Source organism: Acinetobacter sp. SM1B, from assembly GCF_003289665.1.
GTDB lineage: Bacteria > Pseudomonadota > Gammaproteobacteria > Pseudomonadales > Moraxellaceae > Acinetobacter > Acinetobacter schindleri.
In genome coordinates this window covers 1,507,179-1,521,229 of the sequence record NZ_QMBM01000001.1, presented here as the reverse complement: position 1 = coordinate 1,521,229, position 14,051 = coordinate 1,507,179, and the positions used below count along the sequence as shown (strand labels likewise).

12 protein-coding genes and 2 pseudogenes are annotated in these 14,051 nt (G+C 42.2%); 6 read left to right on the top strand and 8 right to left on the bottom strand.

Annotation, left to right across the window (positions count from 1 at the left end; all coding sequences use genetic code 11):
* Positions 1–67 precede the first annotated feature (67 nt).
* A pseudogene (locus C8322_RS07310) lies at positions 68–457 on the top strand (DsbA family protein); the annotation flags it as partial.
* Between the two features lie 152 nt (positions 458–609).
* Here C8322_RS07310 and C8322_RS07305 read toward each other — a convergent pair.
* The 5 genes from C8322_RS07305 to C8322_RS07285 all read right to left on the bottom strand — a co-directional run bounded on the left by C8322_RS07305 (position 610) and on the right by C8322_RS07285 (position 5,016).
* Entirely contained in the window at positions 610–948 is a 339-nt protein-coding gene (locus tag C8322_RS07305; RefSeq protein WP_004809542.1) for a hypothetical protein, read from the bottom strand.
* Between the two features lie 179 nt (positions 949–1,127).
* Positions 1,128–1,871: an SDR family oxidoreductase gene (locus C8322_RS07300; RefSeq protein WP_004809544.1), complete on the bottom strand. Its 744-nt coding sequence runs from the start codon at positions 1,869–1,871 to the stop codon at positions 1,128–1,130.
* A 36-nt stretch (positions 1,872–1,907) separates the two neighbouring features.
* Positions 1,908–2,606 carry a histidine phosphatase family protein gene (locus C8322_RS07295; RefSeq protein WP_004809546.1) on the bottom strand — a complete coding sequence of 233 codons (699 nt, stop codon included), beginning with the start codon at positions 2,604–2,606 and terminating at the stop codon, positions 1,908–1,910.
* Entirely contained in the window at positions 2,603–3,724 is a 1,122-nt protein-coding gene (locus C8322_RS07290) for a phosphotransferase family protein (protein WP_004809547.1), read from the bottom strand. Before C8322_RS07290 ends, C8322_RS07295 begins: the two co-directional genes overlap by 4 nt.
* 50 nt (positions 3,725–3,774) lie before the next feature.
* Complete coding sequence (locus C8322_RS07285) at positions 3,775–5,016, bottom strand: acyl-CoA dehydrogenase family protein (protein WP_111810485.1); 1,242 nt, start codon at positions 5,014–5,016, stop codon at positions 3,775–3,777.
* Positions 5,017–5,107: 91 nt separating this feature from the next.
* Here C8322_RS07285 and C8322_RS07280 point away from each other — a divergent pair, with 91 nt between their 5' ends.
* The gene (locus C8322_RS07280) at positions 5,108–6,025 is read left to right on the top strand and encodes a LysR family transcriptional regulator (RefSeq protein ID WP_004809553.1); all 918 of its coding nucleotides are present in this window, start codon (positions 5,108–5,110) and stop codon (positions 6,023–6,025) included.
* A 234-nt stretch (positions 6,026–6,259) separates the two neighbouring features.
* A pseudogene (locus C8322_RS07275) lies at positions 6,260–6,814 on the top strand (thermonuclease family protein).
* 325 nt (positions 6,815–7,139) lie between these two features.
* Here C8322_RS07275 and C8322_RS07270 read toward each other — a convergent pair.
* Positions 7,140–7,859 carry a hypothetical protein gene (locus tag C8322_RS07270; protein WP_228127295.1) on the bottom strand — a complete coding sequence of 240 codons (720 nt, stop codon included), beginning with the start codon at positions 7,857–7,859 and terminating at the stop codon, positions 7,140–7,142.
* 317 nt (positions 7,860–8,176) lie between these two features.
* On the opposite strand from C8322_RS07270, the gene C8322_RS07265 reads away from it, so the two are divergent.
* Both C8322_RS07265 and C8322_RS07260 read left to right on the top strand, forming a co-directional pair.
* Entirely contained in the window at positions 8,177–8,554 is a 378-nt protein-coding gene (locus tag C8322_RS07265) for a MarR family transcriptional regulator (RefSeq protein WP_227591011.1), read from the top strand.
* Entirely contained in the window at positions 8,547–9,743 is a 1,197-nt protein-coding gene (locus tag C8322_RS07260) for an MFS transporter (protein ID WP_004809561.1), read from the top strand. Before C8322_RS07265 ends, C8322_RS07260 begins: the two co-directional genes overlap by 8 nt.
* On the opposite strand, the gene C8322_RS07255 is transcribed toward C8322_RS07260, so the two are convergent.
* Positions 9,724–10,731 (bottom strand): GlxA family transcriptional regulator, encoded by a 1,008-nt coding sequence (locus tag C8322_RS07255; RefSeq protein ID WP_004809564.1) that lies wholly within the window; start codon positions 10,729–10,731, stop codon positions 9,724–9,726. The genes C8322_RS07260 and C8322_RS07255 overlap by 20 nt on opposite strands.
* A gap of 113 nt (positions 10,732–10,844) precedes the next feature.
* Here C8322_RS07255 and C8322_RS07250 point away from each other — a divergent pair, with 113 nt between their 5' ends.
* Positions 10,845–12,632 (top strand): acyl-CoA dehydrogenase, encoded by a 1,788-nt coding sequence (locus tag C8322_RS07250; protein ID WP_111810484.1) that lies wholly within the window; start codon positions 10,845–10,847, stop codon positions 12,630–12,632.
* An 83-nt stretch (positions 12,633–12,715) separates the two neighbouring features.
* On the opposite strand, the gene C8322_RS07245 is transcribed toward C8322_RS07250, so the two are convergent.
* On the bottom strand, positions 12,716–13,930 hold the full coding sequence (locus C8322_RS07245; protein WP_004895075.1) for an alkane 1-monooxygenase: 1,215 nt from the start codon (positions 13,928–13,930) through the stop codon (positions 12,716–12,718).
* Between the last annotated feature and the right edge of the window lie 121 nt (positions 13,931–14,051).

The following is a 14,051-nucleotide window of genomic DNA, read 5'->3' as shown; positions in this document are numbered from 1 at the left end:
AAATTCCACTGGATGAGCAGATCGACTCTGTCTATACAGATGGGGCTTATCAAAACGAGAAGCTAACCGGTTGGATTTACCCTTTGGTTGTGTAGTTGATCCTGTGGGATTAGCAACGAAGCAAGGTTTAGCCGTGTTGCATCATGCAATTCAACAGGGAAAAGGTAATGCTTTTTTACATTCCTTTTTAAAAGGTGTTTTTGCAGATGGAGTTGATGCAGCATCAATGAAAGGACTTCATTTTTTAGCAGATAGAGCAGGTATTTCAGTATCGGAAGTTACTGCATCACTTAATGATGAAAGCTGTAAAATCATAGCTGAAGAAAATCGAAAAGAATTACTAGATAAAGGCTTATGGGGGGTTCCATCATTTTATGTGGAAGGATACTCCGCCTTATGGGGGCAAGATCGGATTTGGATGCTTGAAAGAGATTTAATTCAAAGCCTGTCTATCTAAATATTGCTAAATGCTTAATTCATTTTTAATGAAAATATTTTGAAATCGATTTTCAAAATTAGGGGAAAATAAATCTATTCTCCTCAAGAAAAATCCCCATTTAATATAATAGCGGTTATACAAAGTGAAATAAGAAATCGTTAAATATATTTTTAACGATTTCTTTTAAAGACCAGATCACATTTACCCGGTATCTGTTCACCATCTACATTCACGACAAGAGTCGAACCACGTGCTTTGCCCTTACATGCATTTTGCACAGCGGGAGCGCGCATTGCTTCATAGTCCAAGGCATTTACTTGAGCAGGTTTAAAGCCGATCTGACATGAGCCTTTTATGGTATGACCCTCAATTTTAACCGTAAGCTTTACATGAGGTCCTTTTCCCTCACACAATCGGGTCATATCCGGATTTTTTCCTTCATCAGATGCTGCTTGAGCATATGGCATTGCTGTCAATACCAGAATAATGATAAAAGCTAATTTTTTCATTTGGTTATAAGCCCATATACATATATTCACCAACCCTTAGCTATGCTAAACCATAATGTATGATCATATTTATAAAAAATAGTTTCCAGACATTATTTTCTTAATTTTTAAAGTCAAAATGCTTCAATTCCAAAAATAAAAAAGCCCCGTTAGGAGCTTTTTGATCATACAAACAAGAATTATCCTAGTTTATTCACTAGTTTTAGTGGCAATACTTTCATAGCCAAGCCCAACGGTAACCAAGGCCATTTTGGTACATACGCTTTAACCGGTGCTTTTTCAATTTCAGCAGCCAATAAACGCGAACCCGTTTTTTCGTCTACCTCAAATGGCAGTTTTTTCGCACCTTCATTAATTTCAGTACGAATATAACCCGGGAAAATCGTCGTCACTATAATAGGTGTATCAATCAGCTCTGCACGAATTCCTTCTGCCAGATGCGCGACTCCGGCCTTACTTGCACCGTAAGCGGTCAGGTGTTTTGGCATACCACGCATTGCGCTCATGGATGAAATCATGACCAAATGACCTGAGTTTTGCGCACGAAAAATCTCCACTGCAGCTTCACACTGGGCTAAGGCAGAAATAAAATTGGTTTCCACCGTAGCTTTGTTAATAGCAAAGTTGCCTTTTCCAATACGACGACCTTCACCAACGCCAGCATTCACGATAATTCGGTCAATGCTACCAAACTCTTCCTTAAAGGCACGGAATACTTCAAAGACCTGATCATAGTTGGTCACATCCAGGGTTTTAGCACTCACTTTGATCCCGTACTGGTTTTCCAGTTCCTGCTTTAAAGATTCCAGACGTTCCATACGACGCGCACAGATTGCCAGGTTATAACCTTTTTGTGCAAATTCACGTGCCATACCTGCACCAATTCCGGAACTTGACCCGGTAATTAGAATTGTTTTAGCCATTTTTTATTCCTTTAAAATCATTTTGTTCCAGATCTTTTAGATCCAGGTGAGTAATTCTGGTTGATTTGCCTTAATAAAATGATGTTCATTCAGACTAAGTAACTGCGGTTCATTACCCACCAAACGCAAAGTCGTCATGCTGGTATTGGCAATGGCCCAGTTTAAGGCAAAAGTTTTGCTTGGACTCAAGCCTAGAATTTTCCCTGCTGCCACAGAGATAACGCCACCCGAAGTAAATACTACAGCATAGCGCGGTCTTTTCTCAGCCAGTTCATCGCATAGATCTTGCAATGCAGATTCAACACGGTTTTTAAAATCTGGCCAGGATTCTTCATATTCATGGTGATAATCTCCCCCCGTCCAGCGTTCAATTGCCCCTTCAAAGATTTTGCTTAAATACGCTCGAGGATTGGCATGTTGTGCCACATCTTCTTTTAATAATTCCGGCTGATTAAATCGCGGCTCATACCTGGCAAAGACTTGAGTATGATTAAATTCATTCCAGGCAGGATTGGTAATCAATTCACTTTCAGGAAAACACTCATCCAGGCACAGTTGCGCTGTTTGCTGATGACGTTGCATTGATCCAGCCATCACCACAGGTGCTTCTTTAAGAATAGAGTCGAAATAACTTCCAAGTAACTTGGCTTGCAGTTCACCGTTGGGAGAAAGCTGATCATAGCTTTCTGCTCCAAAAGATGCCTGGCCATGTCGAATCAGGTAAATGGTGGTCATTTTGGCATTAACTCTTTAAATTTGTTCATATACTTCTGGGCAAGATCATTGGCTTCGATCTTTTGTTTGCCAATCAGCTTTAAGGCACGGATATGCAATGCATGAATCACCACCCAAAAATCTTTAAACGCCGGGTTATTGGTCTGTTTATGGTAGTAACGATAATAAATCTGCTGGGCAATTACCGCTAAACGGAAAATGCCAAATACTTCATAGAAGGTCCAATTCTCTGGCTGTAATCCAGTTTTTTCCAGGTAGTAATCCACAACCTCCTTACGGGTAAACATCCCTTTTAGATTGGTCGGCTGACGGCGGGTTGCCTTAAAAATTGCATTGTCAGTCTCTTCCACCCAATAGGCCAAGGCTGAACCCAAGTCCATCAGTGGATCACCTAGAGTCGCCATTTCCCAGTCCAGTACCCCAATCACCTGTGTTGGATTGTCAGGATCCAGAATAACATTATCAAAACGCCAGTCATTGTGAATCACACAAGTTTTAGAATCGGCAGGAATATTATCTTTTAGCCAGTTACGTACGTACTTGAATGAAGGTACGTTAATCGTTTTAGCTTTGTCATAACGGCTATCCCAACCTTCTACCTGACGTCGGCAGTAACCCTCACCTTTGCCTAACTTTTCCAGTTCAGTACCGTGATAAGGAACCTGATGCAACTCGATCAGTTTATCAATGACATTGATACAGAGTTCGCGTACCTGAGCTTCACTAAAGTCCAGATCTTTAGGCAAATTCGCTCGTGGAATAATGCCTTCAATGCGTTTCATCACATAGAAATCACAGCCAATCACTGATTCATCCTGACATAGCAACAACATTTCCGGAACAACTGGATAGTGATCAGCCAGTGCCCGTTGTACATGATATTCACGCGCCATGTCATGTGCAGATTTGGCTTTGGTGCCTTTAGGTGGACGACGCAGAATTAAATCGGCATTGCTATATTTCAGGCGATAAGTCCAGTTCGACGCACCACCAGAATATTGGGTGACTTCAACAGGATCCTCAATATTTTCACCGTGTTCAATCAGCCAGTTTCCTATAGCACGGGCATCCAGTTCTTCACCCTCACGAACTTTTCCACCGACATCAATGACTGCCATAATATTTCCTTAAAATCTTTTTACTATCTAAATATCTTTAAACTTAAGACTTATTTTTTACGACGCGTACTATAACCACGTTTTGCCAACTCTAATTTTGCAATCATGCCCTTATGTACTTCATCGGGGCCATCTGCCAAACGTAGCGCACGTGCCTGGGCAAAGAATCCGGTCAATGGTGTATCACGTGAAACACCAGCGCCACCATGAATCTGGATTGCCATATCCACGACTTTTTCCAGCACACTTGGTGCCACGACTTTAATGGCAGAGATTTCTGTCAAAGCCGCCATGTTCCCTAAAGTATCCATTTTATAGGCAGCATACAAGGTTAATAATCGCGCCTGATCAATCGCAACCCGTGCTTCTGCGACCCGTTCCAGATTGCCACCCAGTTTCAAAATCTCTTTACCAAACGCCGTGCGGCTCATGCCACGGTCAATCATCAGTTCCAGAGATTTTTCTGCTGCGCCAATACAACGCATACAGTGATGAATACGACCTGGGCCTAAACGACCTTGGGCAATTTCAAAGCCCTGACCAGCGCCCCCAATAAAATTGGATACCGGTACCCGCACATTATCAAAACTAACTTCGCCGTGGCCATGTGGAGCATCATAATCACCAAAGACGGGCAACATACGCTCGATTTTCACACCCGCAGTCTCAACTGGAACTAAAACCATGGAATGCTGGTGATGACGGTCTTTAGTTTCATCGGGAGTATGTGCCATAAAGATAATGACTTTGGCATTTGGATCAGCCAGACCAGAGGACCACCATTTACGACCATTAAGAACAATTTCATCGCCTTCAATGACTGCCGTTGCCTGCATATTGGTGGCATCACTTGAGGCAACTGCGGGTTCAGTCATACAGAACACCGAGCGGATTTTTCCCTCTAATAACGGCATGAGCCATTGCTGTTTCTGTTGTTCAGATCCATAACGCCACAATACTTCCATATTGCCGCTATCTGGAGCATTACAGTTAAATACCGTTGGTGCAATCAGGCTACGTCCAGACAGTTCAGCAATATGCGCATATTCATTGACTGACAATCCTTGACCCAATTCAGCACAAGGCAGGAACATATTCCATAGCCCTGCTGCTTTGGCTTTGGCTTTTAAATTTTCCAGTTCAGCCGGCCATTGCCATTTGGTCCAGTCACCGCCCTGATTCAGCTCATGCACCTGATGCCAGAAATCTGCCTCAATTGGCTCGATCTCATCTCTAATAAATTTTCTGGTGCGTTCAACGTAGTCCTGTGCACGTGCTGACAGCTCAAACATGGCAACTTTCCTCTGGATATGATTATTCTGCTTTACAAGACCTTAACCTAAAACCTATTATGAATAAAATGATTTTATTCCATAGTTTAATATGCAACAGATTCATAATAAAAACAGTATCGATCTTCGCAGTTTCCATCGGATCGATATTAATTTATATCCACTTTTTGTTGCTGTCTTTGAACAGAAAAGTATTTCTCGGGCTGCACAAATCCTGTCAATTACCCAGTCTGCTGCCAGTCATGCCTTACAGCGTCTAAGACAGCATCTGCAGGATGATTTGTTTGTACGGACTGGTAGTAAAATGCAGCCAACGCCGTTTGCGGAACAGATTTATTCAGAAATTAAACATGCTCTCATCACCATCCAGAATATTTCCATCCAGAACCAGCAATTTGAGCCCACCTTGGTACAAAATCTAAAGATTGCTGTGCATGATGAAATCGAACCGATGATCTTGCCAAAACTGGTCTCACATTTTCAGCGTTTTAATCTGGATATTCAGTTTGTCAGTATTAAACTGGACCGAAAGAATATTGTTTCTGATTTAGCAACCCAGCAAGTTGATTTTGTGATCGATCTGGAACAGCCTTTGGGCGACAAAATCCAGTTTGAATTACTGGATCAGGATGAGTTTGTCGTCTGTACTCAACAGCAACAAGTCACGGAAAAAAGTTATCTCGCCTCCCCACATATTGGTGTGTCTTCGCGCCGGACTGGCGTATTGGTTGAAGATCTGTATTTAAGCCGTAATCACCTATCCCGGCAAATTTTCCTGCGTTGTCAGCATTACTCGACGGCGTTACAGATTTTGCAGCAGCATCCCTCAGCGATGCTCACCATTCCTCGAAATGTTTTAAATCATTTGCATATTGATAAAAGCCTGAAAATTTTTGAAGTTCCTGTAAAATTGCAGAAAATTAATATGGGAATGTATTGGTATAAGGATTTACAAGAGAATAAGAGACATCAATTTTTACGGAGTGAGATTAATAAAATTTTTGCTTAGGCTATTTTTATAAGTGAATTTTAAAAATGCTTAGGCTATTTATGGAGCCTTAAAAAGTTTATTCCTAAGAATCGCAGCTTGGTTTTTTTGTTATTTGCTTAGGCTATTTTGTTTGCTTAAAAAATCCTCGTATAAACGATTACAAAGCCTTAAGACGTGAGGCTTTGATCTAGAATGAACACTTTATAAGTCAGCTATTTCTTCACCTGACTGCGCTTGTTCTGGATTTTAATTTTGTTGCATCTCTCAACTTCTTGGCAAATTGTACTTGGCCTTGTGGCTCTATGTTTCTCCTATTATTTGCTGCACAAACTTGTGGTGTTTTTACAAGAACTGTTCCGCCCCTTCAAAAAAGGCAAAAAATACTGGTGTCGAGTTAAGGCCGTCAGTGATGGCGACACCCTTACCTGCTATCGTTTTAATATTCGTCGTTCAGAAACCCGCTTACGCTTTGCCTACGTGGATGCACCTGAATCCAGTCAGGCCTATGGCAAGGAATCCCAGCAGCTGGTCGCAAAAATGATCAAGAATAGACTGGTCCGTGTGTAAATTACCGATATTGACCGTTATGGACGCTGTGTTGGTGTCATTTACCGACGTCGTAAAAATGTCAATGAAGAACTGATCAAGCGTGGTGCGGCTTGGGTTTATGAAGAATATATCCGTGACAAGAAACACCTCTCCTATCTGATGAGCCTGCAAAGCAATGCCAAGAAAAATAAGAAAGGTCTCTGGCGCGGCACACATCCGGTACGACCAAGTGTTTACCGTAAACAGAAAAAATCCTGAACAGAATAAAGAGCCTTTGGCTCACTGCCGTTTCACAATTTTAATCAGGCTATGTATTAGGTCATCAGAGCAATTCGATAATTTTTAAATATATGATATTATTATATATTTATAATTATATATGCACAGCCTTATCTTCTCTTTAAAAGTTTAAATGGCTTTGTGCAGGCAGAATCATACTTTGGAAAAACTCAAAATAGGCAAAAGTCTTTTATTTCCCCATTACGACGTCGTGTCGTGATGGGAAATGTGGGGCATCTCTACCACCACGCGCATATCTAAAATCTAATCACTGCAACTCTGGGACATGCCTTTCCGCTATCTTTTATTTTAGCTGATGCTTATAAATAGTTTCGGTAAATTCGCCAAAGACTGAGACTTTTTCGAACAGATGCTCACTATACATTAAGTCATCAATTAGACGCTCGGCATCGGCATGCTGTATTCCGCTAAGTTGAGTAACTAATTCAATATTAGCTGACGTGATCTCTTCACAAGTGACGGCAACTGAATCTGTCTTTCTTTTCCATAACAGTTTTTTAAATTCAATTTCAGTTAAATCAAAATTCTGTTGCATCAATTTTTGCTGAATAACCTGGATACCGAATGATTCAAGTAATGTTTTCAACCCAGCATCCAGTTCATTTCCAATGACAATCAGGCTCTTACAGTTTGGGTCAAGTAAGGCCTTGAATACAGCATAGCGCTGTAAATCTGACATGGAACAACCATCAGTTGCCAAATCAAAGCAAATATCCATTTCCTGTAAGGCTTGGGTATGGTTTAGTTTCAGCGCTTCTACCCGGAAATATTCTCCCAGTATCTGTTGCAGTTCAGTATTGGCTGGAGCGATAAAGATGGTTTTATGTTTTAGCACGGACAGAATAAGCGGACTAAAGACATAACTCAGTCGAGAAGCATCAAATTGATCCAGCAACATTACATGATGAATTGTTTCAGTATATCCGCGTGTTTGTGCTGCCTCTTTAACTGCGTGGATCAGCTGTTCAGGTAAGGTAATTGCTGGTTGATGTAAATCCATCATTAAATTAGAACTGCTTTTAAAACATTCACTGATAATTGTTGTTAGGTCTAAATCCTGCATAAATCCACCTTAGCCACTGCTCACATCCAGATTTGCATGTTAAAGAAAACCAAAGATTTTTCCCACCAGATTAGCTCATTTACTCGTTGAAATATTTGTTAAGCCATATGGGAGCAACTGATACATCACTTGAATTTTTATATTTATAAGCGTAAATTAAGCACATTTAGTTAACCAGGTTAACATTATTCCTTATGGATACTACCTCCCGTTTTAGATTTGCATTATTACGCTGTGCAAGATTGCTCGGGGATGAAATGAATGCTGTGTTAATTGAACACGGCTTAAATTATTCCTTATGGCAAAGTCTGGTCATTATCAAAATGAATGGTCAATGTACGGCGCTGGATATCGCTCAGGAACTCAGGATTTCAAAACCTGCTGTAACCAAGCGTTTAAATACTTTGATGGAAATGAACTTTATTGAATCACAACCCATGACAGATAAACGCCAGAAATTACTGCAGCTATCTGAAATGGGTGAACAACAGTTCCAGCAATGTTGCGGCAAGATTGATGTTCTGGAAGCAGAATTACTGCAAGACTTCAATAAAGATGAGCTGAAACGTGCTCATGCTTTTGTTTTAGAGTTTATGCATTCCCTTCAGGCGAGAAAGGAGCTTCAACATGACTGAGGCTCCATCCAAGCTTTGGACGAAAAATTTTATTTTTCTTAGTGCAATGAACTTCCAGCTGGTTCTGGTGTTCTATCTCCTGGTCATTGTCAGTGTTGGTTATGCCTTAGCTGAACTGAATGCCACTACTGCACAAGCAGGGTTAATCTCCGGTGTATTCGTGGTTGGGACTTTAGTCGGTCGATTGCTGATAGGAAAATTCCTGCCCAATCTGGGTGCCAAAGCCAGTCTGGTTGCTGGAGCCTTGGGCTTTTTCCTGTTCTCTGGTCTGTATTTTATTCCAGTAGATGTACCTTATCTGATTGCGATCCGCTTTGCTCACGGCTTTATGATGGGTGTCGCAGGGACTGTTATTGGAACTGTCATTGCCCAGACCATTCCAGCAACCCGACGTGCTGAAGGCATTGGCTACTTCAGTACCAGTAGTACGCTAGCCACTGCAGTTGGTCCATTCCTGGCGATCTGGCTAATGTCACAATATGACTATAAGGTGATTTTTACTTTTACTTCTATTGTGGCTTTCACCTGTCTGCTCTTCAGTTTCGGTGTTGATACTTCAAAAGTAAAACTGACTGCAAAAGCTGGTACGCAGCAGTCTACTCAGCCTACTTCACGTCTGGCACAGTTTGTTGTGCCTAAAGCTTTTCCTATTGCAGTTATTATCCTGATTGCTGGTGCATGTTATTCTGGCGTACTGTCTTTCCTTAACCTGTATGCCAAGGAAATTGATCTCTTGCAGGCAGCTTCGTTCTTCTTCCTGATGTATGCAGCCGCAATTTTGATTTCTCGCCCATTTACCGGCCCATTGATGGATCGTAAAGGCGAAAACATCATCATGTATCCTGCGATTGTGCTTATGGCAATCGGTATTGGTTTACTCAGTCAGGCACATAATTCATGGATGCTCCTCACCAGTGCAGCGTTATTAGGTTTTGGTTATGGCAATATTCAATCCATTTGCCAGACCATTGCGGTAAAAAGTACCACAATAGAGCGTATGGGACTGGCAACATCAACCTTCTTTATTGCTCTTGATGCTGCACTTGGTTTTGGACCGTATTTTATTGGCCAGTTTCTGGATCAGATCGGTTATCAGCATTTGTATTTGTATAGTGCGGTCATTACACTCAGCTGTCTGCTTTGGTATTATCTGCTGCATGGACGTAAAGTTAAAGCTGCTGCAACTTGATGACATGGTAAAAGCGCCGGCTAAATCGACGGCGATATTCTAACGGGGTTAACCCCGTTTTTTTATGGAATAATCGCCTGAAAGAGCTTGGATCATGATAACCGACATGTTGCATGATCAGATCCACCGCCTGTTCAGTTTCTTCCAGCCTTTTACGGGCTGCTTCAATCCGAAGGGCTTGCAGATACTGATTGGGTGGCACATCCAGTGCCTGTTTAAAACGTCTAATCAAAGTACGTGTGGTGAGGTTAAAACGTGTTGCCAGTTGTTCCAGATTAAGTGCTTCATGAAAATGCTGTTCCAGCCAATCCTGTACTTTTTGTACCAGCTCATCATGATGCGGCTTGCCAATTTTTAGTAAGGAATAAGACAGCTGGCTGTCACGCCGGTAATCAATCACAAAGGATTTGGCTGACTGCATCGCCAGCTCAAAACCATAGTAGCGTTCAATCAGGTGCAGTCCTAAGTCAAACCAGGCCAGACCACCACCTGCACAGTAGATATGCTGATCCCGACTAATCAGCTGATCGGCATGAAGCTTTACTTTAGGGTAAAGAGTCTGAAACATATCCTGAAAGCCCCAATGCGTGGTCGCCTGGCGATCATTCAAAATACCGGCTTCAGCCAAAAAGAAATTCCCCGTACAGTTTCCTGCAATCACTTTCTGCTGCCGGTCTGCTTCCTTTAAATAACGGATCAGTTCCGGATTCTGTTGCAAGGTTTCGATAATCGGTCCGGCAATCGTAGGGACAATGGCAATATCTACATCCTTGATATCTGCATAAGCTGAATGTGCCTGGATCAATATCCCATTAATACAACGGATCGCCTGTCCTTGAGCACTGGCAATTTCTACCTGAAACAGACGATGAATTTCCTGCTGCTGAATCCGGTTCCAGCTCACGCCCGCCATGGCAAATAAATCCACGACTCCAGTAATAGCCGATGCTAAAGCCCCATCAAAACCTAAAACCACCACCTTTTTCATCTGAATATCATTGTCACTTTTCACATCTTAAGTGTCATTATTGACAATTCTAAAAAATAAAAGCAACTACTAGTCTTAAACACATCATATAAATACTCGATTTAAAACTAAATATGACTCAACTTATCGATGACAAAGACCTGAATTTCCTGCTGTATGACGTTTTTAAACTGGAACAGCTGACCGAGCTTGAACGTTATCAGGAACATGATAAAACCACCTTTGACAGTATTTTAGATACGGCCAAAGGCATCGCTACCGATTATTTTGCGCCGCACAATGCCAAAGCAGATCAGCACGAACCAACTTTTGACGGCAAAAAAGTCGAAACCATTGCTGAAGTCAAAACTGCATGGAAACAGTTTTCCGATGCCGGATTACTCTGCGCTCAACATGATTATGATGCCGGCGGTATGCAGTTACCGATTCTGGTCAATATGGCGTGTAATGCCTTTTTTATGTCCGCCAATCCATCGACAGTGGCTTATTCTTTCTTGACCGCTGCCGCAGCCAATGTGATTCAGGCTTTCGGCACCGAGGAACAGAAACACACATTTGTACCCCATATGTTCAGCGGCCGTTTTTCTGGCACCATGGCACTGACAGAACCGGATGTCGGTTCATCCCTTGGTGATCTGACCACCAAGGCCATCCCTCAGGCAGATGGATCCTATCGGATTAAAGGTCAAAAGATGTTTATCTCTGGGGGTGACCAGGACATTACTGAAAATATTGTGCATCTTGTGCTTGCCCGGATTCAGGATGCACCTCAAGGCGTGAAGGGTATTTCCCTGTTTATTGTGCCAAAATTCAAGACCCGTGCCGATGGTCCACTTGATGAATCCAATGATGTTCAATTGGCTGGCCTATTGCATAAAATGGGCTATCGCGGGACTACCTCGACAGTGCTGAGCTTTGGGGAAAATGACAATTGCTTAGGCTATTTGCTTGGTGAAGCAGGTCATGGTTTGAAATATATGTTCAAGATGATGAATGAAGCACGTGTCGGTGTGGGACTCGGTGCGGCAATGATTGGCTATCGTGGTTATCTGGAGTCTCTGAATTATGCCAAAAACCGTCCACAAGGACGTCCGGTAGCCGATAAAGATCCAAACAGTAAACCAGTGAATATCATTGAGCATAGCGATGTTAAACGTATGCTGTTGACCCAGAAGTCCTATGTTGAAGCATCACTGGCACTGTGTCTGTTTGCAGCCCGCCTGATTGATGAACATCAGGCAGCTCAGGATGAAGAGAGTGCTATTTTGCTGGATCTGATTACACCAGTGGTCAAATCCTTCCCTTCTGCCTATGGCCCCAAAGCCAATGACCTGGCGATTCAGGTCTTGGGTGGTGCAGGCTATACCCGTGAATATCCGATTGAACAGTGCTACCGGGACAACCGTCTGAATCCAATCCATGAAGGCACTTATGGCATTCAGTCTCTAGATCTACTCGGTCGTAAACTGTGGCAACACAACGGTAAAGGTTTAAGCCTGCTCATGCAGCGTATCCAGAAAACTTTATCCGAGATTCAGGATAATAAGTTAGCTGAACTGGCAGAAACTTTTAAAAAGCATCTTGCGACTGTACAAAAAACCACGCAGGTTTTAGGTCAGGCTTTGCATCAAAGCCGAGTTGAGGCAGCATTGGCAAATTCAGGTTTATATCTGGATATGATGGGTAAAACCATTATTGCCTGGTTATGGCTGGAAATGGCGAATCAGGCACAGTTAAAATTTGTCTCGTCTGACTATGCAGAAGATCAACAATTCCTGACAGGAAAAATGCAGGCAGCTCAATACTTTATCCGCTGGGAACTGCCTGAAGTTGAACATCAGGCACAATTACTGATGAACTTTGATGATACCTGCCTGAATATGCAGCCAGAATGGTTTTAAGATTTAACGAAAATGAATAAAAAATGCGCCCTGAAAGGCACATTTTTTATTCAAAACTGGAAAATATTAAAAACTGAAAATAGTTAAGCTGCATTATCTTGTATACCAAATTTTCTGAAAATCTGCTTGCGTTTAGCTGGCAAGATATTGGCTTTGTTCAGGTCGCCTTGATAATGTTGATACACACGCTTATCCATCATTTTATACCACAATGGTGGTATCAAAGCTGGAATCAGCATGGTCGCATAACCGCTTGGCAAGACAGGTGCTTCCTCAAAATTTCGCAATGCCTGAAACGGCCGGCTTGGGAACGCATGATGATCAGAATGGCGTTGTAACTGATACAGAAACAGGTTGGTAACAATATTATTATTGTTCCAGCTGTGTTCAGGCAAAGTACGCTCGTATTTACCTTTCTCGGTTTCAGCACGCTTCAAACCATAATGTTCAATATAATTGACAATTTCAAACAGGCTGATGCCATAAAATGCCTGTGTTAACGTATATGGAATAATCTTCTTGCCAAAGGTTTTCAGCATCACACCATGATAAGCAGCACTCATCCCCCAGCCATGAAACAATTCATTTTCCTTGCTAAAGAAACTTAAGCCTTTACGCTGTAAACGGCGTTTTTCAATTTCAATTGCAGATTTAAGTCCACCAAATACCGTACGTGGCCAGAATTTATAAAATGACTCTCCCATTTTTGATGAGGCAGGATCTTCAGGCGTCGCGACCCGTTTATGATGTCCATAAGGATGTTCAATCCGGAAATGGTTATAAGCCAATGGCATCAGGCTGGCATGTGACCAGTAGTGATCAGATTTATTCGGGCGGTGACTCAATTCATGGGCGGTGTTTACGCCAACCCCATTAATTGCACCCATCGAGATCCCGAGTAGAACCTGATCGGTCAATGAGACATTGGGGCGTGATACCACATAGCCTGCAAAAGTATTAGCAGCCATTTGCAAAGGAATAAACAATTTTACGATACGGTCATAATAAGGATCTTTGATCAAAGCTTTGATCTGATCATCGCTGGGATTATTTTCATCTTCGCCAATCAGAGCATCTAGTGTCGGAATGATGACATGCAGTAATAATGGCCCACCCAAGGCAAAAACTTTCTTGGTGGCTTTCGGTCCAAAATGGTAGCCGGCCAAAATACCCATACCGATGACTGGTAGGCCCGGACTCAACAGCCATCCGAAACGTTTTTTATCTAGCTGACGGCCCTTCAGCAACTGAGCGTCCTGCTCCAGGTGAATATTTGTGATTTTTGCAGGGGCATTCATTGCGACCCTCCTGTTTTATGTTACCCTGCCCTTATAGTTGAATAATTCAGCGCATGTGCACAGTTGTCAGCGTCCAGAAAAGCTATGTCAGCGTCTTTGTCCTGATCAGCCGATTTCTGAC